The sequence below is a fragment of the Bradyrhizobium diazoefficiens genome (assembly GCF_016616885.1).
Lineage (GTDB): Bacteria > Pseudomonadota > Alphaproteobacteria > Rhizobiales > Xanthobacteraceae > Bradyrhizobium > Bradyrhizobium diazoefficiens_F.
In genome coordinates this window covers 7,724,278-7,751,234 of sequence record NZ_CP067102.1, presented here as the reverse complement: position 1 = coordinate 7,751,234, position 26,957 = coordinate 7,724,278, and the positions used below count along the sequence as shown (strand labels likewise).

At 64.5% G+C, this 26,957-nt stretch carries 27 protein-coding genes and 1 tRNA gene; 17 read left to right on the top strand and 11 right to left on the bottom strand.

Features of this window, described 5'->3' with window-relative positions; translation table 11 throughout:
* The first annotated feature begins 121 nt into the window (after positions 1–121).
* Together JJC00_RS36205 and JJC00_RS36200 are read left to right on the top strand one after the other, a co-directional pair.
* Entirely contained in the window at positions 122–1,129 is a 1,008-nt protein-coding gene (locus JJC00_RS36205) for a 2-dehydropantoate 2-reductase (RefSeq protein ID WP_200470493.1), read from the top strand.
* Between the two features lie 18 nt (positions 1,130–1,147).
* Positions 1,148–1,363, top strand: a complete 216-nt coding sequence (locus tag JJC00_RS36200; protein ID WP_200470492.1) for a hypothetical protein — start codon at positions 1,148–1,150, stop codon at positions 1,361–1,363.
* A gap of 25 nt (positions 1,364–1,388) precedes the next feature.
* Here the strand turns inward: JJC00_RS36200 and JJC00_RS36195 are convergent, their stop codons facing one another.
* Positions 1,389–2,012 carry a hypothetical protein gene (locus JJC00_RS36195; protein ID WP_200470491.1) on the bottom strand — a complete coding sequence of 208 codons (624 nt, stop codon included), beginning with the start codon at positions 2,010–2,012 and terminating at the stop codon, positions 1,389–1,391.
* A 209-nt stretch (positions 2,013–2,221) separates the two neighbouring features.
* Between JJC00_RS36195 and JJC00_RS36190 the strand changes: the two genes are divergently transcribed.
* The 3 genes from JJC00_RS36190 (at position 2,222) to JJC00_RS36180 (ending at position 5,545) form a co-directional block, all read left to right on the top strand.
* Positions 2,222–3,250 (top strand): alpha/beta hydrolase, encoded by a 1,029-nt coding sequence (locus tag JJC00_RS36190; RefSeq protein WP_200470490.1) that lies wholly within the window; start codon positions 2,222–2,224, stop codon positions 3,248–3,250.
* A gap of 111 nt (positions 3,251–3,361) precedes the next feature.
* On the top strand, positions 3,362–4,879 hold the full coding sequence (locus tag JJC00_RS36185) for an AMP-binding protein (RefSeq protein WP_200470489.1): 1,518 nt from the start codon (positions 3,362–3,364) through the stop codon (positions 4,877–4,879).
* Between the two features lie 24 nt (positions 4,880–4,903).
* Positions 4,904–5,545, top strand: a complete 642-nt coding sequence (locus JJC00_RS36180) for an RraA family protein (RefSeq protein WP_200470488.1) — start codon at positions 4,904–4,906, stop codon at positions 5,543–5,545.
* Between the two features lie 49 nt (positions 5,546–5,594).
* Here the strand turns inward: JJC00_RS36180 and JJC00_RS36175 are convergent, their stop codons facing one another.
* Positions 5,595–5,948, bottom strand: coding sequence for a VOC family protein (locus JJC00_RS36175; RefSeq protein WP_200470487.1), 354 nt, complete (start codon positions 5,946–5,948; stop codon positions 5,595–5,597).
* A 142-nt stretch (positions 5,949–6,090) separates the two neighbouring features.
* Between JJC00_RS36175 and JJC00_RS36170 the strand changes: the two genes are divergently transcribed.
* Positions 6,091–6,167: transfer RNA gene (locus JJC00_RS36170), tRNA-Arg, on the top strand.
* A 125-nt stretch (positions 6,168–6,292) separates the two neighbouring features.
* Positions 6,293–7,432 carry an amidohydrolase/deacetylase family metallohydrolase gene (locus JJC00_RS36165; protein WP_200470486.1) on the top strand — a complete coding sequence of 380 codons (1,140 nt, stop codon included), beginning with the start codon at positions 6,293–6,295 and terminating at the stop codon, positions 7,430–7,432.
* A 13-nt stretch (positions 7,433–7,445) separates the two neighbouring features.
* Here JJC00_RS36165 and JJC00_RS36160 read toward each other — a convergent pair whose 3' ends face one another.
* The gene (locus JJC00_RS36160) at positions 7,446–8,591 is read right to left on the bottom strand and encodes an acyl-CoA dehydrogenase family protein (RefSeq protein ID WP_200470485.1); all 1,146 of its coding nucleotides are present in this window, start codon (positions 8,589–8,591) and stop codon (positions 7,446–7,448) included.
* Positions 8,592–8,717: 126 nt separating this feature from the next.
* Here JJC00_RS36160 and JJC00_RS36155 point away from each other — a divergent pair, with 126 nt between their 5' ends.
* Positions 8,718–9,395 (top strand): alpha/beta hydrolase family protein, encoded by a 678-nt coding sequence (locus JJC00_RS36155; RefSeq protein WP_200470484.1) that lies wholly within the window; start codon positions 8,718–8,720, stop codon positions 9,393–9,395.
* Positions 9,396–9,398: 3 nt separating this feature from the next.
* Here JJC00_RS36155 and JJC00_RS36150 read toward each other — a convergent pair whose 3' ends face one another.
* Positions 9,399–10,373: a ketopantoate reductase family protein gene (locus JJC00_RS36150; protein WP_200470483.1), complete on the bottom strand. Its 975-nt coding sequence runs from the start codon at positions 10,371–10,373 to the stop codon at positions 9,399–9,401.
* A gap of 175 nt (positions 10,374–10,548) precedes the next feature.
* On the opposite strand from JJC00_RS36150, the gene JJC00_RS36145 reads away from it, so the two are divergent.
* Positions 10,549–11,352 (top strand): enoyl-CoA hydratase-related protein, encoded by an 804-nt coding sequence (locus JJC00_RS36145; protein ID WP_200470482.1) that lies wholly within the window; start codon positions 10,549–10,551, stop codon positions 11,350–11,352.
* A gap of 11 nt (positions 11,353–11,363) precedes the next feature.
* On the opposite strand, the gene JJC00_RS36140 is transcribed toward JJC00_RS36145, so the two are convergent.
* A complete protein-coding gene (locus JJC00_RS36140) occupies positions 11,364–12,248 on the bottom strand; it encodes a LysR family transcriptional regulator (protein WP_200470481.1) in 885 nt (294 codons plus the stop codon).
* Positions 12,249–12,358: 110 nt separating this feature from the next.
* Between JJC00_RS36140 and JJC00_RS36135 the strand changes: the two genes are divergently transcribed.
* The 4 genes from JJC00_RS36135 (at position 12,359) to JJC00_RS36120 (ending at position 16,521) form a co-directional block, all read left to right on the top strand.
* Positions 12,359–13,723: an FAD-dependent oxidoreductase gene (locus JJC00_RS36135; RefSeq protein WP_200470480.1), complete on the top strand. Its 1,365-nt coding sequence runs from the start codon at positions 12,359–12,361 to the stop codon at positions 13,721–13,723.
* Positions 13,724–13,756: 33 nt separating this feature from the next.
* Positions 13,757–14,761, top strand: a complete 1,005-nt coding sequence (locus JJC00_RS36130; protein ID WP_200470479.1) for an ABC transporter substrate-binding protein — start codon at positions 13,757–13,759, stop codon at positions 14,759–14,761.
* A gap of 172 nt (positions 14,762–14,933) precedes the next feature.
* Positions 14,934–15,707 carry an ABC transporter ATP-binding protein gene (locus tag JJC00_RS36125; RefSeq protein ID WP_200470478.1) on the top strand — a complete coding sequence of 258 codons (774 nt, stop codon included), beginning with the start codon at positions 14,934–14,936 and terminating at the stop codon, positions 15,705–15,707.
* Complete coding sequence (locus tag JJC00_RS36120) at positions 15,700–16,521, top strand: ABC transporter permease (RefSeq protein ID WP_200470477.1); 822 nt, start codon at positions 15,700–15,702, stop codon at positions 16,519–16,521. The genes JJC00_RS36125 and JJC00_RS36120 overlap by 8 nt, the downstream gene beginning before the upstream one ends.
* Before the next feature lie 112 nt (positions 16,522–16,633).
* On the opposite strand, the gene gtdA is transcribed toward JJC00_RS36120, so the two are convergent.
* Positions 16,634–17,674 carry a gentisate 1,2-dioxygenase gene (gene gtdA / locus JJC00_RS36115; protein WP_200470476.1) on the bottom strand — a complete coding sequence of 347 codons (1,041 nt, stop codon included), beginning with the start codon at positions 17,672–17,674 and terminating at the stop codon, positions 16,634–16,636.
* Between the two features lie 109 nt (positions 17,675–17,783).
* Between gtdA and maiA the strand changes: the two genes are divergently transcribed.
* Both maiA and JJC00_RS36105 read left to right on the top strand, forming a co-directional pair.
* Positions 17,784–18,416 (top strand): maleylacetoacetate isomerase, encoded by a 633-nt coding sequence (gene maiA, locus JJC00_RS36110; protein WP_200470475.1) that lies wholly within the window; start codon positions 17,784–17,786, stop codon positions 18,414–18,416.
* The gene (locus JJC00_RS36105) at positions 18,406–18,918 is read left to right on the top strand and encodes a MarR family winged helix-turn-helix transcriptional regulator (protein ID WP_200470474.1); all 513 of its coding nucleotides are present in this window, start codon (positions 18,406–18,408) and stop codon (positions 18,916–18,918) included. The genes maiA and JJC00_RS36105 overlap by 11 nt, the downstream gene beginning before the upstream one ends.
* Before the next feature lie 202 nt (positions 18,919–19,120).
* Here the strand turns inward: JJC00_RS36105 and JJC00_RS36100 are convergent, their stop codons facing one another.
* The 5 genes from JJC00_RS36100 to JJC00_RS36080 all read right to left on the bottom strand — a co-directional run bounded on the left by JJC00_RS36100 (position 19,121) and on the right by JJC00_RS36080 (position 24,414).
* Positions 19,121–20,734: a benzoate-CoA ligase family protein gene (locus JJC00_RS36100; protein ID WP_200470473.1), complete on the bottom strand. Its 1,614-nt coding sequence runs from the start codon at positions 20,732–20,734 to the stop codon at positions 19,121–19,123.
* The gene (locus JJC00_RS36095) at positions 20,731–21,870 is read right to left on the bottom strand and encodes an FAD-dependent monooxygenase (protein ID WP_200470472.1); all 1,140 of its coding nucleotides are present in this window, start codon (positions 21,868–21,870) and stop codon (positions 20,731–20,733) included. Before JJC00_RS36095 ends, JJC00_RS36100 begins: the two co-directional genes overlap by 4 nt.
* A 174-nt stretch (positions 21,871–22,044) precedes the next feature.
* Positions 22,045–22,260, bottom strand: a complete 216-nt coding sequence (locus JJC00_RS36090) for a hypothetical protein (RefSeq protein WP_200470471.1) — start codon at positions 22,258–22,260, stop codon at positions 22,045–22,047.
* Between the two features lie 120 nt (positions 22,261–22,380).
* Positions 22,381–23,199, bottom strand: a complete 819-nt coding sequence (locus JJC00_RS36085) for a cysteine rich repeat-containing protein (RefSeq protein ID WP_200470470.1) — start codon at positions 23,197–23,199, stop codon at positions 22,381–22,383.
* 213 nt (positions 23,200–23,412) lie between these two features.
* Complete coding sequence (locus tag JJC00_RS36080) at positions 23,413–24,414, bottom strand: NADP-dependent oxidoreductase (RefSeq protein ID WP_200470469.1); 1,002 nt, start codon at positions 24,412–24,414, stop codon at positions 23,413–23,415.
* A gap of 211 nt (positions 24,415–24,625) precedes the next feature.
* On the opposite strand from JJC00_RS36080, the gene JJC00_RS36075 reads away from it, so the two are divergent.
* Positions 24,626–25,921, top strand: coding sequence for a dicarboxylate/amino acid:cation symporter (locus JJC00_RS36075; RefSeq protein WP_200470468.1), 1,296 nt, complete (start codon positions 24,626–24,628; stop codon positions 25,919–25,921).
* Positions 25,922–25,933: 12 nt separating this feature from the next.
* Positions 25,934–26,854 carry an amino acid ABC transporter substrate-binding protein gene (locus JJC00_RS36070; RefSeq protein ID WP_200470467.1) on the top strand — a complete coding sequence of 307 codons (921 nt, stop codon included), beginning with the start codon at positions 25,934–25,936 and terminating at the stop codon, positions 26,852–26,854.
* Positions 26,855–26,957: the final 103 nt, after the last annotated feature.

Here is a 26,957-nt window from a genome sequence, read left to right as displayed (position 1 = left end):
CCCCGCGGCAAAAACATATGAGGCTCTCATGACGGTTACAAGGCGGATGCGTCGCAACCGCGCGGTGGGCGACGGCTTCTGCCTCTGCTATTGAGGGCAGTCATTCAGGGAGCAAGGTCTGGTGGTTACGGATCGACCGATCGTGGTGGCCGGTGCCGGCGCCATTGGCTGTTTTGTCGGAGGCCAGCTGGCGGCTGCCGACCGTCGGGTCGCGCTGCTGGTGCGTCCGCGGGTGAAGACCGAGATCGAGCGGTTCGGCCTGCGGCTGACGGATTTCGACGGCGCCGAGAAGAAGCTGGATGCGGGTCGGCTCGCGCTGTCGGAAGATCCCGCAATCTTCCACAGCGCCGGCATTGTGCTGGTCACGGTCAAGAGCGCCGACACGCTTGATGTCGCGGACCAGATCGCGCAGCACGCGCCCCAGGATGCCGTCATCGTGTCGTTGCAGAACGGCGTCGGCAATGTCGCCGTGCTGCAAGAGCGGCTCGGCGGCCGGCGCGTGCTCGCCGGCATGGTGCCGTTCAATGTGGTCGCTATGGGTGAAGGGCGTTTCCACCGCTCGAGCTCCGGCGACATCCATGTCAGCGAAGATGCCGGCAACACGGCTGCCGCACTGTCGGTGCCCGGGCTTAACCTGCGCGCAAGCCGCGACATCGCCGGCGTGCAATGGAGCAAGCTGATCATCAACCTGAACAACGCACTCAGCGCACTGTCCGACATGCCGCTCGCCGCGCAACTGGCGAACCGCGACTGGCGAAGACTGTTCGCCGACCAGATGGCGGAAGGTCTGGCGGCGCTCAAGGCGGCCGGCATCACGCCGGCCTCGGCAACGCCAGTCCCGCCGAACTGGACGCCGACCTTGCTGAGATTGCCCGACCTGATCTTCAACGCGATCCTGGGGCGGACGATGAAGATCGATCCCGAGGCGCGCTCATCGATGTGGCAGGATCTGAAGCAAGGCCGCAAGACCGAGATCGACTATCTCCAGGGCGCGGTCATTGCGCTGGCCGAGCAGAACAATGTCGACGTGCCGCTGATGCGCCGCATTGTTGCGCTGATCAAAGAGGCCGAGACGGCCGGCAACGGCCCGCCGGGGCTCTCACCGCAACAGATTCGGGGCGTAGCTTGAGCGCGATGGAGATGTGAGATGAGGCGTTATTTGATGACCGTGCTCACGCTGACCGCACTCTGCGGCGCGTCGACGCTGGCCCACGCCCGGCCGCCGACCGTGATGACCTCTCCCGGCTATGACGCGCGCTTGCAGGAGAGCCGCAAGGCGTTGGGTAATTCGCAGACGGCAACGACGCCAGCGGATGCTCCGGTGACCGCGCCGAAGCGCAGCAAAAAGAAGCATCCGAACTGACGACAGCGGAGGTTGCGGTCGCAGCTCAGCCCTTCTTCGCCGGCTTGCTCGGCGTCGGGCTGAACAGCTTCTTCAAATCGCTCAGGCTCTCCGACAGCCGTGGCCATTCGCAGGAAAACGAGCCCTTGGTGCAGGGCGCGCCCTTCGGTCGAGCACCTGCGGCCTGCTGCACCTTTGGCCGTCCCACGGGCACGGGGACACGCTCGACCTCGGTTCGCAGTGCGACCTGCTGAAGCTGCCGCACCTGTTGTTCCTGCTGCTCGCGCTGCTGCCGTGCCGTGGCCTGGGCCGCTTCATTGCTGCGGCGCTGATTGGCGAGATAGGCGGTGTAGGATTCGTCGATCTTCTTCTGCTCCTCCGGCGTCGGGTTCGGCCCGGCGATATCGAAGGTGCGATCCTGGAGGAAGTCGTAATAGGTGTAGCCGCCGCCCGCCTTGCGCCGGCCGGCGAATTTTGCGTTGCAGTCTGCGAGCGCTGAGGTCTTTTCGGCCTTGGTCGGGGATTTTTCGGCAGCGTCGGCGCATTCCTCGAAGTCGACAGGGGCGCGCTTCCACCATTGCGCGTGGGCATGCAACGACGTCAGCAGAAAAACTCCTGCTGCGGCAACGAGAAGCGGCGCCGCTCGACGCGATGCAAACACGGTCGACATTCTACGAGAGCATTCCCTGCAAAACTCAACTCCAACTGAGTCGGGCCTGATTTTTGCTCCATTATGGCCAACTTGTCACCCGTGGAACCCGGGAATTTCATGGCCGGGTTGCTGACATTTTTTGCTTGACGTGGCGCGGGAGTCACAGCCGCGCGGCACATGATGCGTCTAAAGTTTTATCGGTTCGAATGAGAGGGGAAATATTCGTCATGAGAGCGCTGAAGTGTCTCGCCGCAATCGCATTCGCGCTGGTTTGCGGCCGCGCGCTCGCCGCGGACGAGGATGCACCGAACCGCAAGCCGGTGAAGGTCGTTGCCGATGCGCGGCTGTCGGTCGGCGGCCAGGGACTATTGCCGCTCTATCTCTCCAGCGACTGGTCGATGCCGCTGCCGGCGATCTCGCGCGCGATCATTGTGCTGCACGGACGTCTGCGCAATGCCGACGAATATTACATCTCGGCTCACACCGCGCAGGTCGCAGCCGGCGACGACGGCAAGAGCGCGCTCATGATCGTGCCGCAGTTTCTGGCAGAGGTCGATATCGAAGCGCACAAGCTGCCCGCGGACACGCTGCGCTGGTCGTTGGAAGGATGGGAGGGCGGCGATGCCGCGCTTGCGCCAAATCCGGTCTCCTCCTTCGAGGCGCTCGACGCGATCCTGGCAAAGCTTTCTGACCGGCGCATCTTCCCGAACCTGAAGCAGGTCGTGGTCGCCGGTCATTCCGGCGGCGGCCAGGTCGCGCAGCGCTATGCTATCGCCGGCAAGGGCGAGGCGGCACTGTCGCGCCAGCACATCGAAATCCGCTATGTTGTCTCCAATCCCTCGTCTTATGCTTATTTCAGTGGTGAGCGTCCGGTGCCAGCGATTGCCGCGTCCTGCCCGGGTTACAACCATTGGAAATACGGCATGGACGAGCGCCCGCCCTATCTTGCGGATGCGACACCGGCTGCGCTCGAGCAGCGTTACGTCGAGCGCGAGGTGATTTATCTGCTCGGTACCCTCGACACCAATCCCGAGCATCCTGCGCTCGACAAGAGCTGCATGGCGAAGGCGCAAGGCCCCAACCGCTACGTCCGCGGCCATGCCTATGCGGACGCAATGGCGAAGCGCAATCATGGCACGCCCAATCACCGGGTGTGGGACGTCGCCGGCGTCGGCCATGACGGCGATAAGATGCTGACCTCGAAATGCGGCCTTGCGGCGTTGTTCGATAGTCCGGGCTGCGGCGCAGAGCGCTGATGCGAGCGCTTTCAAGGCTTGCGCCTTGAAGGTCCGGCTCCGGCTGTTACACTTCGTCCCGCGGGCGCCTCATCCTGAGGCGACGCCAAGAAGACGAAGTGGAAACGCCTGATGCTGCTGCCCTTGTCCGATGTGCCGCGCTGGTACGCGCAACGCAAACCCGAAGGCACCATCGCCGTCCAGCATGGGCAGGATCAATTGACATGGGACCAGCTCGAACGTGGTGCCAACCGGCGCGCGCGGGCATTTGCAGCGAAGGGCGTCAAGCCCGGCGATTTCGTCGCGATCGGATTGCCCAACGGCAATGCGTTCTTCGAGACCACGTTTGCGGTGTGGAAATGCGGCGCGACGCCGACCTCGCTGTCATGGCGGCTGCCGCGCGGTGAAGCCGCAGCCGTGCTCGAGATTCTCAAGCCGGCGCTGGTGGTCGGCGGCGAGGCCGACTGGAACGCATCGAACCGGCTGCCGGCGGATTTCGTGCCGGAAGGATTTTCCGATGAGCAGATCGACCCGCCGGTGGCGCGCTACTGGAAGGCCATGACCAGCGGCGGCTCGACCGGCCGTCCCAAGGTGATCCTCGATCACCATCCGGCGGTGATCGACACCGTTTTTCCGCTGCCGCTCAACATCCCGCTCGGTGCGTCGCTGCTCAATCCCGGTCCGCTCTACCACAATGCGCCGTTCATTGTGTCGCACTACGCGCTGTTCGGCGGCGGCAAGCTCACCGGCCTCGTCAAGTTCGACGCCGAGGAAACGCTGCGGCAGATCGAGCGCGAGCGCGTGCAATGGGTCAATTTCGTGCCGACCATGATGCACCGGATCTGGGCGCTGCCGGAGAACGTCCGCAACGCTTACGACGTGTCGAGCCTGCAGACCGTCTTCCACATGGCGGCGCCGATGCCGCCCTGGCTCAAGGAGAACTGGATCGCCTGGCTCGGGGCTGACCGGGTCTGGGAGCTCTATGGCGGCACCGAGCGGCAGGGCGCCTGCATCATCTCCGGCACGGAGTGGCTGGCGCACAAGGGCTCGGTCGGCAAGATCGGCGAGACGGCGAAGCTCCGCATCATCGGTGAGGACGGCAACGATGTCGCGCCCGGGGAGACCGGCGAGATCTATTTCCTCAACAATGACGGCAAGGACGCCACCTATCACTATCTCGGCGCCGAGCCGAAGCGTCGCGCCGACGGCTGGGAATCGCTCGGCGATATCGGCAGGCTGGATGCCGAAGGCTATCTCTATCTCGGCGACCGCCTCGCCGACATGGTGCTGCGCGGTGGCGCCAACATCTATCCTGCCGAGGTCGAGGCCGCCGTCTCCGAATGTCCCGGCGTACGTTCCTGCGTGGTGGTGGGCTTGCCCGATCCGGAGTTAGGCCAGCGTGTGCACGCCATCATCGAGCCGGAGGCGAACGCGGACGGTCAGGCGATTGCGGACGGCATGGCGGACTTTCTGAAAGACAGGCTCAGCCGCTACAAGCATCCCGAGAGTTTCGAGATCGTCCGTGTGCCGCCTCGCGACGATTCCGGAAAGGTTCGCCGCACGCTGTTGCGGGACGAGCGAGCTACGTGGATGAAGGAGGGGCGTGCCTTCCGTATCATGCCCGCGAAGGCGCGGGCGCACGCCGAATAAGAAATAGCAGAGGGGCTGAAGTCTATGACCATCACCATCGCAGCGAACAGCGTGCCGAAGCCGCCGGCCGACATCATCGAAGGTTTTCGGAATGCACCGACCTCGATCATCTCGGACAATCTTGCGCGACTGCCCGGTGCGGTCGGGCTAAAGCCCTATCATCGCAGCGGCAGGCTGATCGGCGCGGCTTTCACGGTGTGCACCCGGCCCGGCGACAATCTCGCCATCCACCGCGCGCTCGAGCTGGTCGGTCCCGGCGATGTCATCGTGGTCGACGGCGGCGGCGATGAGACCCGGGCGCTGGTCGGCGAGATCATGAAAAACATCGCGCAGTGGCGTAAGGCGGAAGGATACGTGATCGACGGTGCGATCCGCGATGTCGCGGCCTTCGCCGCCGACGACTTTCCCTGCTTCGCCCGCGCAGTGATCCATCGGGGCCCCTACAAGAATGGTCCCGGTGAGATCAACGTGCCTGTGACGATCGGCGGCAGCGTGATCTCGCCCGGCGACATCGTGGTGGGTGACGAAGACGGCGTGGTGTCGTTTCCCGCCGCTGGTGCGGCGGCGCTGCTGGAGGCCGTCCGTGTCCAGATCAAGCGCGAGGAGGAGACGCTGAAGGCGATCCGCGAGGGCCGCTATCAGGGCGCCTATGGCAAGGGCGGCTGAGACTGCGCCAGTTGCACGTTGGAGCTGTCAGCAAATGCGACTTATTCGGTCAGGACAACGGCCGTGCGAAACTGAGCTCATGGCCGTCGGGGTCGGTGAGATGGAAGTAGCGCTCACCCCATTCGGCATCGCGCGGCGTAGTCGACGGCTGCCACCCGGCAGCGCGCGCCTGCGCGTAGGTCCCGTCGACATCGGCGACGTAGAAGATGACGCGGCCCCACCAGGACCAGCGCTTATCTTCCGGCTGTGCCGTCAGGTTGAGGTAGCCGGTGCCAGCGCGAAAGCTCGTGAATGCGGCGGCTTCGCCGCCATACAAGAGCTCGAACTCCAGCGACCGGTAGAAGTGCACGGCGCGCCCCATGTCATGCGTGCCGAGCGTGATGGCGCTGATGCTTTCGATCATGTGAGCTGCTCCGCCGAGAGGGGCCTGGAAGCGATCATATAGCCACCCCGTCCAGGTTGACGATGGTCTGGCCAGCCTGGCGGCTGGCGAAGCGCATTTTGCTCTGCTATGACGGGATCGAACCCGTACCCACGGGTTCCGCGGTCCCGTAGCTCAGCCGGATAGAGCGGCGGTTTCCTAAACCGTAGGTCGGAAGTTCGAGTCTTCCCGGGATCGCCATTTTGTCATGGGCAATGACCGCTGTTTGGCGGGCTCTCCAGCACAAGTCTTGCTAGAAGCGATAGACTTCCCTCCTTAGCCCGGCTGATGCCGGCCACACCACACTTCCATATCCGGAGACCATGATGCCTTTCGACTTGATCCTGCGCGGCGGCCGTGTGGTCGACCCGTCCCAGAAGCTCGACGCCGTGACCGATGTCGCGTTTTCGGATGGCAAGGTCGCCGCCGTCGGCAGCGGGCTCAAGGCGGATCCGGGCACAGTCGTGCGCGACGTCTCGCAGCTCATCGTGACGCCGGGACTGATCGATCTGCACACCCATGTCTATTGGGGCGGCACCTCGCTCGGCATCGATGCCGAGGAATTCTGCCGCGCCTCCGGCGTCACCACCTCGGTCGACACCGGCAGCGCCGGCCCTGGCAATTTCGCGGGATTCCGCAAGCATGTGATCGAACCGAGCCAGGTCCGCATCCTCGCTTATCTCCACGTCTCCCACGCCGGTATTTTCGGCTTCTCGCACCGGATCATGGTCGGCGAGAGCGAGGAGTTGCGGTTGATGAATCCGATCGAGGCGGCGAAGGTCGCAGATGCCAATCGCGACCTGATCGTCGGCATCAAGGTGCGCGTCGGGCTGCATTCCTCGGGCACCTCGGGAGCCGTGCCGCTCGACGTCGCGCTCGAGGTCGCCGACGAGGTCGGCATGCCCCTGATGGCGCATATCGATCATCCGCCGCCGACCTACGAGGAGGTGCTGGCCCGCCTGCGCCCCGGCGACGTGCTGACCCATGCATTCCGCCCGTTCCCGAACACGCCGGCGACCGCGCAGGGCACGGTGAAGAAGGCGGTGCTGGACGCGCGCGAGCGCGGCGTGCTGTTCGATATCGGCCACGGCAAGGGCTCGTTTGCGTTCAAGACGGCGCGCGCCATGCTCGCCAACGGCTTCTATCCGGACACCATTTCGTCCGATATTCATCAGCTCTGCATCGACGGCCCGGCGTTCGACCAGGTGACGACCATGTCGAAATTCCTCTGCATGGGCATGTCGCTGTCGGAGGTGATCGCGGCGTCGACGGAGAACGCCGCGATGGCGCTGCGGCGGCCCGAGCTCGGCAGCCTCAAGCCGGGCAGCGTCGGCGACGCCACGCTGATCTCGGTGAAAGAAGGCCAGTTCGACTATGAGGACGTCGTCGGCGAGCATCTGATCGGCGACCGCAAGATCGTCTCCGAAGGCGTCGTCATCGGCGGCCGCTGGTGGCATCCGAATTGAAGGGCGAGGCGTCCTACAGCGACCTCGCGATCAGCAGCTTCATGATCTCGTTGGTGCCGCCATAGATCTTCTGGATGCGGGAATCGATGAAGATGCGCGAGATCGGATATTCCTGCATGTAGCCGTAGCCGCCGAACAGTTGGAGGCACTCGTCGGCGGTCTGGACCTGCTTGTCCGAGCACCAGTATTTCGCCATCGACGCGGTGACGGTGTCGAGATCCCCGGCGACCAGGCGTTCGATGCACCAGTCGACGAAGACGCGCGCGATCATCGCTTCCGTCTTGCGCTCGGCAAGCGTGAAGGCGGTGTTCTGGAAATCGATCAGCGGCTTGCCGAATGCCTTCCGCTCCTTGGTGTACTCGGTGGTGAGCTTGACGGCGCGCTCCATCGAGGCCACGGCGCCGACCGCGAGCGCGAGGCGCTCTTGCGGCAATTGCTGCATCAACTGCACAAAGCCCTGGCCTTCTTCCTTGCCGAGGAGGTTTTCCGGCGGCACGGTGACATTGTCGAAGAACAGTTCTGACGTATCGGAAGCGTGCAAGCCGATCTTGTCGAGGTTGCGCCCGCGCTTGTAACCGTCCGCGCCTGCGGTCTCGACCACGAGCAGGGAAATGCCTTTGGCGCCGACGTCGCCGGTGCGCGCGACCACGATGACGAGATCGGCGGCCTGGCCGTTGGTGATGAACGTCTTCTGGCCGTTGATGACGTAGGAATTGCCCTGCTTCTTCGCGGTGGTCTTCACGGTCTGCAGGTCCGAGCCGGTGCCGGGCTCGGTCATGGCGATAGCGCCGACCATCTCGCCTGAGGCCATCTTCGGCAGCCAGCGCTTCTTCTGCTCCTCCGAGCCGTAGTTGAGAATGTAATGCGCAACGATGGCGCTGTGCACAGAGACGCCGGTGGTCAGCTCCGGCACCGTGCTTTCGAGGTCGTCCAGCACCGCCGCGTCATAGGCGAAGGTCGCGCCCAGGCCGCCATATTCCTCCGGGACGCTCGCCAGCAGCGCGCCCATCTCGCCGAGCCCGCGCCAGGCGAAGCGATCGACCATCTTCTGCTCGCGCCATCTCTCGGCATGCGGCGCCAGATCATTGCCGAGATATTTGCGGAACTGGTCGCGGAAGACGTCGAGCTCTTCGGTCATCCAGGAGGAGCGGTAGGACATGGTCACCTCGGTTGATGCGGCCGTCGGCTTGGTAGGCCAGCCCGCCGCGGCATTTATTGTGTTTTCAGGCTGCGCCGGTGACGCTACCAAGGCGGCTGGAAACGCGTCTGTTGGGGATGGTTGATTGTGGCTGTTAAAACTCAAGAGCTCAAGCTCGACATAGCGCGCATCGGCGTGGTCTCCGCGATCCTGATGCAGCCGGGCAATGCGCGCGCCTGCTACGTTCTGGCGCATGGTGCCGGCGCGGGGATGCGGCATGCATCCATGGATAAGATCGCGGAGGGTCTTGCCGATCGCGGCATCGCGACGTTCCGCTTCAATTTTCCCTACATGGAAAACAAGCAGGGCCGTCCCGACCAGCCGGCGGTCGCCCAGGCCGCCGTCCGGGCGGCGGTCGAGGAGGCGGGGCGGCTGTGCCCGGGATTGAAGCTCGTCGCCGGCGGAAAATCCTTCGGCGGACGCATGACCTCGCAGGCGCAATCGAAGACTCCGCTGTCGGGCGTAAAGGGGCTCGCCTTCCTCGGCTTCCCCCTGCATCCCGACAAGAAGCCATCGACTGAGCGCGCCGAGCACCTTGGTGGCGTCGCCATTCCCATGCTGTTTCTTCAGGGCACGCGAGACGGGCTCGCCGATCTCGGCCTTCTCAAGCCCGTCGTCGCGGCGCTTGGGGCGAAGGCGACGCTGCATGAGATCGAAGGCGGCGATCACTCCTTCGCGGTGCTGAAGAAGTCCGGCCGCACCAACGAAGAGGCGCTTGCGGAAGTGCTTGATACGCTTACGGCTTGGATCGACCAACTCGCCTGAGGCTCAGGTCGCGTAGAGCCCCTTGTCGCGGGCCTTCTGGATTGCAAGCGCCGCGATCAGATCGAGCGTCGGGGTCGACAGGCCGGCGGTGCGCGCGAAGGCGGCGGGCGCCTTCACCAGCACGTCGATCTCCATGGCGCGGCCGAGCTCGTAATCCTGCAGCAGCGACGGCTTGTGGTTGGGGGCAGGGCCGCTGCGCGTCACGCGCTTGACCTCGGGGATGAAGTGCTGCGCGATATCGTTGGCCTCGTTCAACATGCGCGGAATCAGTTCGGCGAAGGCGGGATCGTCGCGCACGCCGCGCGCTGTCTGGCCGGTGAGCAGGCACAGCACCGACAGCGACATGTTGGTCAGCAGCTTTGACCAGATCGCCTCGCGGATTTCAGCCACCGGCGGCGATTCCAGCCGCGCGTCATTGAACACACCGCGCAGCTTCGTGATGCGCTCGCAATTGCGGTCGTCGCATTCGCCGATCAGGAGGCGGTTGCGGTCCGGGGTCAGGTTCTGCACGACGCCGGGGGCGATGACCTCGTTGGAGGAGAAGATCACTCCGCCGATGATCCGCTCCTTCGGGATGCAGGCGCGCAGGCGACCGCCCGGATCGAGAAAGGAAATGTCCGGCGGCGTCGGGTGTCGCGGCGGCAGGCCGATACCGTACCACCAGGGAATGCCGTTCTGGGCGAACACGATCGCGGTGTCGTCTTGGAGCAGAGGCTTGATGCTGGAGACCAGCCCGGTCAGCGCGGTGGCCTTCAGCGTCGAGATCACCACGTCCTGCGGGCCGAGCTGGGCCGGGTCGCCGGAGGCATTCACCTTGGCCGAGACCTCGGAATCGCCGACGCGCAGCTTCAGGCCATTGGCGCGCACCGCCTCGAGATGCGCGCCGCGCATCACGCATGAGACCTCGTGGCCGGCGCGTGCGAGCCTGACCGCGAGGTGGCTTCCGACGGCACCCGAGCCGAAAATGCAGATGCGCATGGATATGTCCCGTCCCTGATCGCCTGGCCTGGCCTGGTCTCTTGTCATCGCCCGGCGCCAGCATGACACAAGCCGCCATGCGATGGGCGCGACCGCCCCACGCCGGAAAGATATGGATCGAGGTCCGTCGCCTCGTCCATAGTGCACGGCAATCAAGATGACCGGAGGATCGCCGATGACTGCCAGCCCCGTCCTGTGGACCCTCGACGAGCGTGGGGTTGCGACCGTCACGCTCAACCGCCCGGAGGTCAACAACGCCTATGACGGCGCCCTGATCGCCGGCGTGCTCGCGGCGATGGACGATCTCGGCAAGAAGCCGAACCTGCGCGTCGTCGTGCTCAGGGGCAACGGCAAGCACTTTCAGGCCGGCGCCGACCTCAAATGGATCAACGGCGTGCGGCCGCAATCGCCTGAAGCCAACGAGGCGGCGTCCCGGGCGACGTTCGAGGCCGTGCAGCGGCTCAACACATTGCCGATCCCGACCGTGGCACTGGTGCAGGGCGGCTGCTTTGGTGGCGGCACCGGCGTGATCGCGGCCTGCGACGTCGTGATCGCCGCGGACAACGCCTTGTTCTCGATCACCGAGGTGCGCTGGGGCCTGACCGCGGCGATCATCATCCCCCAGCTCTGCGACGCCATGAGTGTACGGCAAGTCCGCCGTTACGCGCTGACCGGCGAACGCTTTGGCGCCGAAGACGCCCGTCGCATCGGCCTCGTCCACGAGGTGGTGCCACTCGCCGATCTCGAAGCCGCGGGCGCCAAGGTGGTGGAGCAACTGCTCGCCAACGGCCCGGGGGCAATGGCCGAGACCAAGCGGCTCGCGCTGGAGAGCTCATTCGGCGGGATGGCCGTGGACGATGCGGCCTACGCGCGGCTCGTCCAACTGCATTCCCTCAAGCGCCAGAGCGCCGAGGCGGCGGAGGGCCTGGCGTCGTTCGCCGAGAAGCGAGCGGCGAGGTGGGGGCGCATTGAAAAGTGAGCGGCCGCGTCTTACAGCGACCTCGCGAGCGACGTTTTCAGCAAAGTCAACAGCGCCTGCACTGCCGCCGCATTGCGTCGCCGCTCGGGGATCGCGGCCTTCACCCACAATTCCGGAATCGGAAAGTCGCGCAGCACGGGCTTGAGCGTGCCGTCACGCAAGGCATCCGCGACGAGATAGTGCGACATCAGCGCGATGCCGTTGCCGGCGATCGCGCTGCGCGCCAGCACGTGTCCCTCGTTGGAGGAGAGTAGCGGACTGACCTGAATGTTGATGCGGCCGCGCGGCCCGTCAAAGATCCATTCCGGGCCGGTCGGCAGGAAGCTGAGGCAGCGATGATCGACGAGATCGCGCGGATGCTTTGGCGTGCCGTGCTTCTTCAAATAGGCCGGTGAGGCGCAGAGCAGCCGCTTCAGCGCGCACAACGGCTCGTCGACCACGCCGCCGAAGGAATGCGGGAAGGCGCCGATGGCAATGTCGAATCCCTCGGTCACCGGATCGACCGGACGATCGATCAGCACGATCTCGAGCTTCACTCGCGGGTTCTGGGTCTGGAAAGCGCTGAACGCGTCCGCAAGCCGCGCCACCGTCAGCGAGGTCGGCGCCTTGATGCGGAGGTGATCGACGAGATCGTGGCCCTTCTCGCCCATGCGCGAGAGCAGATCGGTGGCATCGGCCACCACGCCGCGCGCGCGATGCACATAGCGTTGACCGGCCTCGGTCAGCCGCAATTGCCGGGTCGAGCGGTGAAACAGCGGCGTGCCGATCCGCGCCTCCAGCTGCGTGACGCGTTTTGCCACGACCGAGGTCGAGACATCGAGCTTTCGCGCGGCGGCGGAGAAGCCCGCTGCGTCCGCGGTGGCGAGAAAGGCCTGCAGGTTCACCAGAATGTCCATCTCGACCTTTCGCGATTCGAGAAAGCTGATCGCATATTTTGGTGGATTGTAGCTTGAGCCGCGTTAATTCATAGTCGGCCCCAAGCAAGAGATTTTGGGAAGGACGCGCCATGCGGGCCACGACGATCGAAGAACCAGCGCGCCAGGTGCCGCTTTACGGCGAATATGAAGTCGTCGTGCTCGGCGGCGGCCCGGCCGGCATCGTCGCTGCGGCCTCGGCTGCGCGCGCGGGACGGAAGACGCTGCTGATCGAGCGTTACGGTTTTCTCGGCGGCATGGGCACCGCGGCAGGCGTCACCAATTTTTGCGGTCTGCATGGCAATGTCTACGGCGAGGCCCATCGGCTCGTGCAGGGCATGGCATCCGACCTGCTGGCGCGGATCGATCATCTGAATGGCCTCAACGCGCCGCATCTGATCCTCGGCAAGGTCTTTGCCCAAGCCTATGACACCGCGGCCTACAAGATCGCAGCCGACGAGCTGCTGGCCAGCCACAAGGTGCACATCCTCTTCCACGCCCTCGGCGCCGGCGTCGTGATGGGCGATGACCGCCGCATCGATGCACTGATGGTCGAGACCAAGGCCGGCCGGCAGGCGGTGCGCTCAGAGATCTTCATCGACTGCTCCGGCGATGGCGATCTCGCGGTCTGGGCCGGCGCGCCGTTCGACATTGGCGACGAACACGGCCATCCGATGTACCCGTCGATGATGCTCCGCCTCAACGGCATCGATCCCGCAAAGGCGGGCGATGCCTGGCGGACCATCCCGCAATTGATGGAAGAGGCCACCGCCGCCGGCACGCACAAATTCCCGCGCAAGAGCGCGATCGTGCGGCCGCAAAAATCCGGCATCGAATGGCGGGTGAATTTTACGCAAGTGGCGCGCGAGGACGGCCACGCCATCAATGGTGTCGAGCCCGACGATCTCACCCGCGGCGAGATCGAGGGCCGCAAGCAGGCGCTCGCCGCCTTTGAATTCCTGCGCACCGTGCCTGGGTTTGAAAAATCCTACATTGTCGACTTGCCGCCGCAGCTCGGCATCCGCGAGACCCGCCGCATCAAGGGCGGCTACCAGCTCAGCGGCGAGGACGTGCTCGGCTGCGCCTCGTTCGAAGATTCCATCGGCGTCAATGGCTGGCCAATCGAGGCCCATGTTCCCGGCGACGTCGTCTTCACCTTCCCGCCGATCCCGGAATCGCGCGGCTATAACGAGCTGCCGTACCGGATGCTGCTGCCCGAGGGCGTCGATAACCTCCTGGTCGCCGGCCGCTGCGCCTCGATGACCCACGAGGGCCAGTCGGCGGCGCGGGTCTCCGGAGCCTGCTTCGTGATGGGGGAGGCCGCCGGTTCCGCTGCAGCGCTGGCGCTGACCGGAAACCGGATCCCGCGTGAGATCCCCATTGAAAAATTGCAGGAAACGTTGAAACAACAGGGCGCCTTCATCGGGCGGGACCAGCCGGTGCCCGAGGGCCTGTAACGGACTGCAAGAAGAACCATTGGAGGAAGCGGGATGATCGGGATTGCGCGGCTCGCGGCAGCTGGACTTTTGGCGATGATGGCGATGGGCGCGGCCCGGGCCGAAGACGCCCTGAAGGCCAAGATCGGCGTGCTCCGCCTGTCGTCCTCCGCGCCGGTCTTCATCGCGCAGGACAAGGGCTATTTCCGCGAGGCCGGCCTCGACCTCGAGCTGAAGTTCTTCGATGCGGCGCAGCCGATCGCGGTCGCCACGACCTCGGGCGATGTCGATTTCGGCGTCACGGCTTTCACCGCCGGTCTCTACAATCTCGCCGGCAAGGGCGTGCTGAAGGTGATCGGCGGCATGAGCCGCGAGAAGGCCGGCTATCCCCTGATCGGCTATTTCGCCAGCAACAACGCCTATGCGAGCGGCCTCAAGACGCCGAAGGACCTCGCAGGCAAGCGCATCGCGATGACCCAGGTCGGCTCGAGCTTCCATTATTCGCTCGGCCTGCTCGCCGACAAATACGGCTTCAAGCTCGCCGACGTGAAAATCGTGCCGCTGCAGTCGTTGTCGAACGCAGCCGCGGCGCTGAAGGGCGAGACCGTTGATGCGGCGCTGCTTCCCATCTCGACCGCGCGAAAGCTGATGGACGACGGCGGCGCAAAATTCCTTGGCTGGGTCGGCGACGAGACGCCCTGGCAATTGGGCGCGGTGTTCGCCTCGCCGAAGACGCTGACCAACAAGGCGCTCGTGACAAAATTCCTCGGCGTGCTCGCGAAAGCCGATCGTGAATATCACGACGTCATCCTGGCTTCGATGAAGGACGGCGTCGCGCCGATCAACGACGAGACCAAGCCGCTGCTGGAGATCATCGCCAAGTACACCAACCTGCCGGTCGAGCAGGTGGTCGGCAACTGCGCCTACATCGATCCGGACGGCAAGCTCGACGTTAAGAACGTCGACAATCAGATCAAATGGCTCCAGGAGCAGGGATTCGCGGACAAGGGCTTTGATGCGAACACGATCATCGCCAAGGATTTTGTGAAGGCGGATTGATGCTGCGCTCACCCTCCCAAACCCGTCATCCTGAGGTGCGAGTAGCGCAGTGCATCTGCACTGCGCTGCGAGCCTCGAAGGATGAGCGGCCGAGCTGCATCCGGGCCGCGCATCCTTCGAGGCTCGCTGCGCGAGCACCTCAGGATGACGGGTCGAGAGTAGAGAGCAGCACATGGACCTGATCGCCAGCCACATCACCCACCGCTTCGGCGATCTCGCCGTGCTCGACGACATCTCCTTCACCGTCGGCGCCGGCGAGGTGGTGGCGATCGTGGGTCCTTCGGGCTGCGGCAAAAGCACGCTGCTGTCGATCCTCGGTGGCCTGCTGCAGCCGACCTCGGGCGCGCCCGAGCTGCGTGGCGCGCCGCCGGCGGACAGTCTCAATCCGCTGACCTTCGTGTTCCAGGATTTTGCGCTGCTGCCCTGGGCGACGGTGGAGGACAACGTCGAATTCCCGCTGCTGCACACACAGCTCTCGGCCGCGCAGCGCCGTGCGCTGGTCGAGGATGCCTTGCGCCGCACCGGGCTGACCGATTTCCGCCAGACCTATCCAAAACAGCTGTCCGGCGGCATGCGCCAGCGCGTCGGCATTTCGCGGGCACTGGCGGTCCGGCCAGCCATTCTCCTGATGGACGAGCCACTGTCGGCGCTGGATTCGCAGACGCGCGAGCTCCTGATGGAGGATTTCGTCCGCTTGCTCGCCGATGGCGGCATGGGCGCGGTCTATGTCACGCATAATCTCGAAGAAGCCGCACGCCTCGCCGACCGCATCGTCGTCCTGTCGCGGCGGCCGGGCCGTATTCGCGAGGTCGTAGCCGTGCCGATGACGCGCACTGAGCGCGGCGAAACCGCGGCGCGCGAGAAGCTGCTGGCGCTGCAGAACCAGATCTGGTCGCTGATCCGCAACGAGGCGATCGATGCCGAGCGCGAGGTGCAGCATGCTTGATCGCGCGACGGACACATCAGCCAAGGACGATATGACGCGGCGCGTCCGCTTTCGCGGCGCGGGCTTCGTGCCGGCATCGAGCCGCTTCGGCGGCTGGATCGCGCTCGCGCTGGTCATTGCGATCTGGCAGGCTGCGGGCAGCGCCAAGCTCGTCAATCCGCTGTTCCTGCCGCCGCCATCGGCCATCGTGCGGGCGATCTATGAGCTCGCGATGTCGGGCGCGCTCTGGCAGCATCTCTCGGCGTCGCTGCTGCGCATCGGCGTCGGCTGGCTGCTCGGCACCGCGGCTGGCGTCGCCGTCGGCTTTGCCATCGGCCTGTCGCGGCTGGCGCGCAGCGTCGGCATCACCTTCATCTCGGCGCTGTTCCCGATCCCGAAGATCGCGCTGCTGCCGCTTCTGATTCTCTGGCTCGGCATCGGCGAAGAGCCAAAGATTGCGACCATTGCTCTCGGCGTGTTCTTCTCGACCGCGATCTCGGTCTATAGCGGTGTCGATGCGGTGCCGCGCAACTTGATCCGCATGGCGCAAAGCTTCAACGTCCCGTTCGCCACCATCGTGCGCAAGGTGGTCTGGCCGGGCGCGCTGCCCGCGATCCTCGCCGGCTTCCGCATCACGTCGTCGGTGGCGCTGCTGCTCGTCGTCAGCGCCGAGATGATCGGCGCGCAATACGGCGTCGGCGCCTTCGTGCTCCAGGCCGGCAATCTCATGCAGACCGATCAGCTGCTCGCGGGCGTGGTGATCCTATCGGTGTTCGGATTGGCGGTGGGGAAGGTGATCGGTTGGCTGGAGACGCGGCTGCTGCACTGGCGGTAGCCAAGCCCGTCATTGCGAGGAGCGAAGCGACGAAGCAATCCAGACTGTCTCCGCGGAGAGATTCTGGATTGCTTCGCTGCGCTCGCAATGACGATGTGGCGAACGGCTTGGGCTACGCGTTCCCACGATCCTCACGAAACAGATCCAGCTTCTGCTGCACCGGCCGATCCGAGAAGCTGAACAGCACGGCGTCGTCATTCGCCTCATGCGTCACCCATTGCCAGCTCGGCACCACGAACAGATCGCGCGGGCCCCACTCGAAAACGGCATCGCCGATGCGGCTGCGTCCGTTGCCCTCGATCGGGCAGAACACGGTCGCATCGGTCGCGCGGTAGCGTGCGGTCTTGAACCCTTTCGGCAGCAGCTGGATGAATGTCCCGATGGTCGGCATCGCGAAATCGCCGGACTCGGGGTTGCTGAACTTCAGCTTCAGCCCGTGGCAGGCGTCCCACTCCTGGCTCGTCCTGGCTTTCTCCAGCGCCTCGCGGGTGTAGGCATAGGGATAGCTGAAGATCGGCGAGGTCTTCGATGACCGCTTCACATCGACCGGCAGCAGATTATGACCATAACGCGCAAAGCTGTCGCCGGCGGGGCGTGTGATCTTCTGCTGGTCTTCCTTCGATCCCTCCGCGAAGGAGCAGTCGAAGAACTGCACCAGCGGGATATCGAGGCCGTCGAGCCAGAACATCGGCTCATCGGTCTCGTTGGAATGATCGTGCCAGGTCATCGACGGCGTGATGATGAAGTCGCCGGGCTCCATCGCGGTGCGCTCGCCGTCGACGGCGGTATGGGCGCCGTTGCCTTCGAGCACGAAGCGCAGGGCCGACTGGCTGTGCCGGTGCGCGGGCGCGACGTCGCCGGGCACCACCATCTGCACGCCGGCATACAGCGATGTCGTGATCTTGGACTGGCCGCGCAGGCCCGGGTTCTCCAGCACCAGCACCCGCCGCTCCGCTTCCTTCGCGGTGATCAGCTTGCCGGCCTCGGTCATGTAGTCGCGGATGACGTCGAACTTCCACAGATGCGGCCGGCAAGCGCTTTTCGGCTCAGGCGTGATCAGATCGCTCATCACTGTCCAGAGTGCGGTGAGGTTTTCGCCGTCGATCTTCTTGTAGAACGCCTCGCGTTCCGGCGTCTTGGTCACGGCTTCCATGGCGCGGCTCCCGTCGTTTTTCTGTAGATTGACAGCATACTGACAATCTTTGTAGCGTCAATGGCGGCCACTCTTGCTAAGTAACGAGAAAATTCACGGGAGGGTTCCGATGAAGCTGCACGGCTATTTCCGCTCCAGCGCCGCCTACCGCGTGCGGATCGCGCTGAATCTCAAGGGCCTCGGGGCCGAGCACCTGCCGCATCATTTGCGCAAGGGCGAGCAATGCGCGCCGGCCTATCTCGCCATCAACCCGCAGGGCCTGGTGCCGGCGCTGGAGAACGACGCGGGCGCGGTGCTGACCCAGTCGGTCGCCATCATCGAATGGCTCGACGAGACTCATCCCAACCCGCCATTGCTGCCCAAGGATCCGCTGCAGCGCGCCAAGGTGCGGGCGTTCGCGCTGGCGATCGCCTGCGACACCCATCCGGTGCAGAATTTGAAGGTGCTGGCGCGGCTGCGCGAGCTTGGTTTGGCTGAGGAGAAAGTCCAGGACTGGGCCGCCTGGGTCAATCGCGAGGGGCTGTCGGCCTGCGAGACGCTGATCAGGGCCGAGCCGGGACCGTTCTGTTTCGGCGATGCACCGACGCTTGCCGATCTCTGCCTGGTGCCGCAGCTTGCCAATGCGCGCCGCTTCGGCGTCGATGTCGCGGCCTATCCGCGCCTGCTCAAGGCAGAGGCCGCGGCCAAGGCGTTGGGCGCCTTCGCCAATGCCGCACCGCAGAAGCAGCCCGATGCCGAGTAAGCCTCTGCCTCCGATCACGATGGACGCGGTCTATGCCGCGCCGGGCTATCTGTTCCGGCGCATGCAGCAGATCGCGGTCTCGATCTTCATGGAGGAGTGCAAGGCGTTCGATCTGACCCCGGTGCAATATGCGGCGCTGATCGCGATCCACACCCATCCCGGCATCGACGCGACGCGGTTGTCGGCCGTGATCGCCTTCGACCGCTCCACGCTCGGCAGCGTGATCGAACGGCTCCAGGCCAAGGATTTTATCGAGCGCAAGCCGGCACCGGAGGACAAGCGGATCAAGCTGCTCTATCTGACCAAGCAAGGCGCCGCGATCCTGCGCGAGATCATCCCGGCCGTCGAACGCGCCCAGGCGCGCATGCTGGAGCCGCTCAAGCCCACCGAGCGCAAGGCGTTGATGGGGCTGATGGCGCAGCTCGTCGATCTCAACAACGAGGCGTCACGCGTGCCGCTGCGGGCCGAGGATGCGCTGGAGCATTTGGGCAAGGCGGGGTGAGGGGAGGCGTGTGAGGCAATGTTCGCGCCTCATACTCCGCTGTCGTCCCGGACAAGCGAAGCGCAGATCCGGGACCCATACGCCGCAGCAGTAGTTTGGCGAACACAGGTAATGACCATCTCGCGCAACAACTGCTGCTGCGGCGTATGGGTCCCGGCCTTCGCCGGGACGACAGCGAGGGTGTGGCGATGACAGCGGAGCCTCACATCCGCAACAACGCCTGCCGATCGATCTTCCCCGTACCCGTCTTCGGCAGCTCGTCGGTGAAAATCACCTCGCGCGGATATTTGTAGGGCAGCAGCTTGCTCTTGACGTAATCCTGCAGCCGCCGCGTCGCCTCGCTCTGATCGGTGGCGCGGTTGTTCATGACCACCACCGCCTTCAGCGTCATGCGCCGGTCCGGCAGCTCGGCCGCGAACACGGCGCATTCACGAATCTCGGGGTGGTCGGCGAGGCACAGTTCGACCTCGAGCGGGTAGACCCACTGGCCCGAGATCTTGATGAGATCATCGGCGCGGCCGCGGAAGAAGTGGAAGCCGTCGCTATCGCGGACGAAGCGGTCACCGGTGTAGATCCAACCCTCCTCGCGGATGGTCTCGGCGGATTTGTCCGGCCGGTTCCAGTACAGCGGCGTGTTGGAATCGCCGCGGACCCACAAAATGCCTTCCTCGTTGTCGCCGACGTCGCGTCCGTCCTTGTCGCGCAGCGCCACCTCGTAGCCGGGCACGCGCAGGCCCGCGGCGCCGAGCTTCTTCTGCCCGGGGCGGTTGGAGAGGTAGATGTGCAGCACCTCGGTCGAGCCGAGACCTTCGACGATCTCGAGGCCCGTGAGCGTCTTCCAGCCGTTGAAGACCTCGGCCGAGAGCACCTCGGCTGCCGAGAGTGCCATGCGTAGCGACGAGAAGTTCGTCTTGTCCGCGCCCTCGGCCTTGGTGAGGGCGGTGTACAGCGTCGGCAGACCGAAGAAGACCGTCGGCTTGTACTGCCCGATTGCGGCGAAGATCGATGCCGGCTTCGGCTGTCCCGGCAGCAGCAAAGTTGCCGCGCCCGCGGAGAACGGGAAAGTGACGGAATTGCCAAAGCCGTAGGCGAAGAAAATCTTCGGCACGGAGAAGCAGATGTCCTCCGGGGTCAGCTTCAGCACGTTTTGCGCAAAAGCAGCCTCGCTATAGGCCATGTCATGCTGGAGATGCACGATGCCCTTGGGCCGGCCGGTTGAGCCGGAGGAGTACATCCAGAACGCCATCTCGTTGCGATGCGTCGGGGCTTCGGCCAGCTCGGCTGGAAATTGTGCAAGCCAGTCCGCTGCGGCCAACACCTTCGGCGCTGCGTGATCGCCCACCACGCCATTGACGACGACCAGTGTGCTCAGCTCCGTGTCCTTGCAGGCCTCGGTATTGAAACGCGCGCAGAACTCGGCATCCGCCACCGCAACGGTCGCGCCGGAATCGGCGAGATAGAATTGCAGCAGGTCTGGCGGTGTCAACGTGTTGATCAGCAGCGGGACGAAGCCGGCGCGCACCGCGCCGAAAAAGGCGGCGGGATAGGCGGGGGTATCGTCGAGGAACATCAGCACGCGGTCGCCGCGCTCCAGGCCGAGCGACGCAAAGCCGTTGCCCCAGCGGCAAGCCTCGGCACAGAGCTCGGCATAGGTCCGCGTACCCGCCGGGCCAATCAGCGCGAGCTTGTCGCTACGGCTTTTGGCGAGATTGTCGAACAGCACGCGGCTGGCGTTGTAGATATCCGGAACGGCAAAGCCGATCTCGCGGGTGCCCGCGCTGTCCGCGGGCACCTGGTCGCGTATCTCGTTGCTCATGCCGCGTCTCCGCCGTTCTTCTCCGCCTCGTAGCGCGCCATGAAGGCTGGCGACATCACACGCAGCCGTGAATCATCGATGCGGCCGGAGCGGGTGATGTAGCTGTAGGCGAAGTCCATCAGGCCAAGCTGCATGTGCTGGGCAAAGTGCTCGTACCAGAAGGCCGAGGTGCGCGCGGCATCGATGAGTTTTTGCACCACCGGCTTGCGGGCGGCCTGGTAGCGGTGCAGCGCGGTCGACAGATGGGCATCCGATTCCAGCGCCTTGACCAGCGCGATCGCATCCTCGATCGCGAGCCGCGTACCCGAGCCGATCGAGAAATGCGCCGAATGCAGCGCGTCGCCGATCAGCACCATGTTCTTGAACGACCAGTGCTCGTTCCAGACCCAGGGGAAATTGCGCCAGACCGATTTGTTGGAGACGAGGCAATGGCCGCCGAGCGTGTCGGCAAACACCTCTTCGCAGACGCCCTTGGACTGCTCGACGTCCTTGTAGGCGAAGCCATAGGCCTGCCAGGTCGCATGATCGCACTCGACCAGGAAGGTGCTCATGTTCGGCGAGTAGCGATAGTGGTGCGCATTGAACGCGCCGCGGTCGGTCTTCACAAAAGTCTGGGACAGCGTGTCGAAGCGTTTTGAGGTGCCGTACCAGACGAATTTGTTGGAGGAATAGGACAGCGAGGTGCCGAAATCACCCTCATAGGCGCGACGCACCAGCGAGTTCAAGCCATCTGCGGCGACGATCAAATCGTGGCCGTTGAGCTGGTCGATGCCGTGAATCTGGGTGTCGAAGCGAGGGGTGATGCCTGCATCGAGCGCGCGCTGTTGCAGGAACTGCAGGAGCTCGAGCCGGCCGATCGAGGAGAAGCCGACGCCGTCGATGGCGACGCAGTTGCCGCCATGGTTCAGCGTGATGTTCTGCCAGCTCTCCATATGCGGCGCGATCGCATCGACCGTCTCGGGGTCGTCGGCGCGCAGGAACTCCAGGGCCTGGTCGGAGAACACGACGCCAAAGCCCCAGGTCGCGTCGGCCGGGTTCTGTTCGAACAGGTCGACGTGATCCTCGGGGTGACGCTTCTTCCAGAGATAGGCGAAGTAGAGCCCACCTGGCCCTCCGCCAATCACGGCGATCCGCAAATTCTGCCTCCCTAATTGACAGTATACTTACTATCTCAGGGTAGCTTCCCACGCCAGCGGAATTATCGGCGAGCGAGGTGCACCGCAGCAAAGTCGCGAGCACACGCCTCGCGCGGACCCGAAACCGTCAGTTCCGAACCATAGCCAAACTGCGCTGGATTGACTACCCGCGCGTCAGACGCAGCGCTTCACGTAGACACCATTCACCAGCACTCTGGTGCAGCGGACAACCGGCACCGGCCTGCGGACCACCACGGCCGCATTCGGCCCGGCGCAGCCGGCGCGGTAAACGCCGCGGGCGCACACCACTGCGTTGGCATCGGACGACTCGAAGGTCATGGTCGCCGCGAAGGCGAGGAGCGCGGAAGCGATGAGCAGGAATGCACGCATGTTGTCCTCCCGGTCTTGTCGTGATTGAAATCGGATATAGGCAAAGATTAGTCGCTGCCGGCGTACGAAAATTCATCCATGCGCCGTCGGATATCGACGGCGCCTGACTTGCGGGTAGCCTTAGCGCGCCGCGAACGGCGCCAGCACGTCCTTGCAACCCGGCGACAGCGATGCGGCCTTGCTGGCGATGCATTGCACGATGCGGCCACCGCCGGGCGGGACGCCGGCGCAGAGCGTGCGGATGTCGGCGCCGCAGGCGGAGCGGACGATGAACAGCTCTTCACGCGGCCGCAGCGGGCGCAGTACGATCGCAGCGGGCGCCGCCGCCGGCGCGGCTCCGGCAGCCGGTGCGGCAGCAGCCGCTGGCGCGGCCGTCGCTGTTGCGCCGCCGCCACCGGCCGCAGCGGTCACGGCCTTCGCGCAAGCCGCCGAAACCTTGGCCTTATTCTTCTCCAGGCATTCGAGCGCGGGAGCGCCGCCCGGCGGCACGCTGGCGCAAACCTTGGGATAGTCGGCGCGGCACGCGCTCTTGACCGCAGCAACTTGTGCGTTGCTCGGCTGCTTGGCCGCCGCCGCTTTCGGAGCGGCTGCTGCGGCCGGCTTCGCCGCAGGCTCGGCAGCGGGCGCTGCTTCGGTCTTTGCAGGTTCAGACTTGGCAGGCTCAGATTTGGCCGGCGCTGCAGCCGGCTCGACTGCGCGAACCGCGGTCTGGCATCCCGACGACAGGCTCGACATGTTTTTCTGCAAACATTGATACGCTTCGACGCCGCCGGGCGTCACGCTCGAGCAGTGCGCCATGAAATCCGAGCGGCACGCGGAGCGGATGGCGCTCTTTTGAGCCTCGGTCGGCGCCTGCGCGAATGCGCTTGTTGCAGTTGCGAAGAGCGCTGCCGCGAGCAACGCCTGACCCGTTGATGCATGTTTCAACGTATTGAACATCTGGGTGAATCCCTGCCCTGTCGGTAACGCCGACGATTTATTAAAAGTGATGCAAACAATGGTCGCGGGTGATGCCGCGCGCGCGGCACCCTTGGCCGCTTTGGCCACTACCGCAAGTAGATAATACGTGTCGAATTGCGACGTAACTTAGAGCATGATCCGGAAAAGTGTGCAGCGATTTTCCGAAAAGATCATGCTCAAAACAATACGTCATCAGAGCTTGACCATCCGCTTGCCGCGGTTCTCGCCGGCCAGCAATCCGATCAGCGCCTTCGGCGTGTTTTGCAATCCGTCGATGATGTCTTCCTGCACCTTCAGCTTTCCGGACTTGACCCAGGCCTGGAGATCGGCGAGCGCGCGCTGGCTCTCCTTCATGTAGTCCATCACGATGAAGCCCTGCATCACGAGCCGCTTCACCACGATCAGGCCGGGCACGCCGCGCGGACCGTGCGCCGACGGCGCGCCGTCATATTGCGAGATCGCACCGCAACAGGCGATGCGGCCGCAATTGTTCATCTGCGGGAGGCAGGCTTCGAGGATGTCGCCGCCGACATTGTCGAAATAGACGTCGATGCCCTCCGGTGCGGCCGCGCGCAGCGCCTTGAACACCGCGCCGTCCTTGTAGTCGACCGCGGCGTCGAAGCCGAGCCCGGAGGTCAGCCAGTGGCATTTGTCCGCGCCGCCGGCGATGCCGATGACGCGGCATCCTTTGATCTTGGCGATCTGTCCGACGATCGAGCCGACCGAGCCTGCGGCCGCCGAGACCACGACCGTCTCGCCTTCCCTGGGCTTGCCGACCTCGAGCAGGCCGAAATAGGCGGTGAGGCCCGCGATGCCGAACACGCTCAGAAGATGCGTCATCGGCTCCAGCTTCGGCATCTTCGTGAGATGCTTTGCGGGCACTGCGGCAAATTCCTGCCAGCCGGTGTCGCCGAACACGATGTCGCCCGGAGCAAGCTCTGGTGCCGTCGAGCTGATGACCTCGGCGATGCCGCCTCCCGCCATCACGCTGTTCGCCTCGACCGCCGAGCGATACGTCGCGCCGTGCATCCAGGCGCGGTTGGCAGCGTCGAGCGAGATGTAACGCACGCGCAGCAGGGCCTCGCCGTCCTTTGGCTCGGGCATCGTGCCCTCGACCATTTTGAAATGCTCGGGACCGAGCTTGCCGCTGGGCTTTTCCACCAGAAGGATCTGGCGATTGATCTGTCCACTCATGGCGTTCCCCTCACTGTTTATTTGGCGATTATTGATGCAGCTGCCGCAAAGAAAACGTGCAAGCCGCATTCGTTGTGCGCTGCGTGAAGGCTAGATCGCTGCGTCCAGTTTCGCGACGGGAACATCCGGCAATCGCGACTGCACGCAAAGCGTGTTGCGTCGTTGTCATATCTGCGACATCATGAAGCGGCCGATGTAGCGGGGTAAGTCAATGTCGAACAGGTTCACGCAGTACATCTTGATGGCGATGGTGCTCGGCATCATCATGGGCTCGGCGATCTTCAACTTCATGCCCGATACGCGGGCCGACTGGGCCTCGTCCATCAACCTGATCGCCGTGATTTTCCTGCGCCTGATCAAGATGATCATTGCGCCGCTGGTGTTCGCGACCCTGGTCGGCGGCATTGCCCATATGGGCTCGGGCTCGAAGCTCGGGCGCATCTTCGCCAAGACCATGGGCTGGTTCGTCAGCGCCTCTTTCATCTCGCTGCTGCTCGGCCTCGTGATGGTCAATCTGCTCCAGCCCGGTGCCAATTTCCCCGGCACGCTGCCTGACAAGGCGCAATCGACCGGCCTGCCGGTCTCCGCCTTCTCGATCGAGAAATTCCTGACCCATCTGATCCCGACCTCGATCGCGGACGCGATGGCGCAGAACGAGATCCTCCAGATCGTGATCTTCGCCGTGTTCTTCTCGGTGGCGATGGGCGCGCTGCCCGAGCGCTCCAAGCAGATCCTGGCGCTGATCGACGATCTCGGCCACATCATGCTGAAGGTGACGAGCTATGTGATGCTGTTCGCACCGTTCGCGGTCTGGGCCGCCATCACCGCGACGGTCGCGAAGAACGGCCTCCTGGTGCTCTGGAAGCTCATCGTGTTCATGGGCGGCTTCTATCTCTCGCTCTTCATCCTCTGGGGCATCCTGGTCATCGTCGGCTTCATCGTCATCGGGCCGCGCTACAGCCACCTCCTCAGGCTGATCCGCGAGCCGCTGATGATCGCGTTCTCCACCGCGAGCTCGGAAGCGGCCTACCCGAAGACGCTCGAAGGCCTCAACCGTTTTGGCGCCTCGTCGCGAATCTCGAGCTTTGTGCTGCCGCTCGGCTACTCCTTCAACCTCGACGGCACGATGATGTACTGCACCTTCGCCAGCATCTTCATCGCGCAGACCTATCACATCGAGATGTCGCTCTCGACGCAGCTTGCGATGCTGGCGACGTTGATGATCACCTCCAAGGGCGTCGCCGGCGTGCCGCGCGCCTCCCTCGTCGTGATCGCATCGACGCTGTCACAGTTCGGCATCCCCGAGGCCGGCCTGCTCATGATCATGGGCATCGACACCTTCCTCGACATGGGCCGCAGCGCCACCAACGTGATCGGCAACACGCTGGCGACCTCGGTCGTGGCGAAGTGGGAAGGCGAGCTCGGGCCCGAGCATGCGATGGGACCGGACGATGTCGTGCCCGGCGACATGGTTCCGGGCGAAGTCCCTGCGATGGCCGGCCACTGACGGGAGTGCGTCATGCGCCCTTTGACGGCGATTTCGGGCGGCCTGCTGCTGGCAGCATGCCTGCTGGCAACGGGCGCCTCCGCCCAGACCGGTGGCGGCGAAGGGCTTAGCCCGACGCTAGCAGCTATCAAGAACGCGCACGCCGTGCGGCTCGGCTATCGCGAAAGCTCACCGCCGTTCTCCTTCCTCGACCAGTCGGGCCGTCCGATCGGCTACAGCCTCGAACTCTGCGAGGCCATCGTCGAGGAGATCGGCGTCGAGGTCGACGATCCCAATCTGAAGATCGACTACGTCAAGGTCACCTCGGACGACCGCATCGACGCGGTGCTCCAGAACAAGATCGATCTGGAATGCGGCTCGACCACGGCCAATTCCGAGCGCGGCAAGCGCGTCGCGTTCTCGCCGCTGATGTTCGTCGCCGGCACCAAGCTGATGGTGCCGAAGGGAGCGGCTGTTTCCGGCGTCGCGGATTTGAAGGGCAGGACCGTCGTGGTGACCAAGGGCACGACCAACGAGCAGGCGATGCACGCCGTCGACAGCAAGCTATCGCTCGGCCTTAACATCGTAACCGCGCCGGATCACGAGCAGTCGTTCCGGATGGTGGCCGACGGCAAGGCCGATGCGTTCGCGACCGACGACATCCTGCTCTACGGCCTGATCGTCCGCCATAAGGCGCAGGAATATTTTCGCGTGGTCGGGGACTATCTGTCCTACGACCCCTACGGCATCATGTTTCGCAAGGGCGAGCCGCAATTGTCGGCGGTGGTCGACCGGACCTTCCGCAAGCTCGGCTCCAACCACGATCTCGTGCCGCTCTACAACAAATGGTTCACGGCGCGGATGCCGACCGGCGAGAAAATGAACGTGCCGATCTCGCTGCAACTGGAAGAAGCGTTTAAAGCGATGGACGATTCGGCGAGCGCGAATAATTAGTGCGAGCGGGTTTCCTGAAGATTTGACCGCTCTATCTCCGTCATCCTGAGGTGCGAGCCACGCGACGCAAAGCGTCGCGTGGGGAGCCTCGAAGGATCACGGC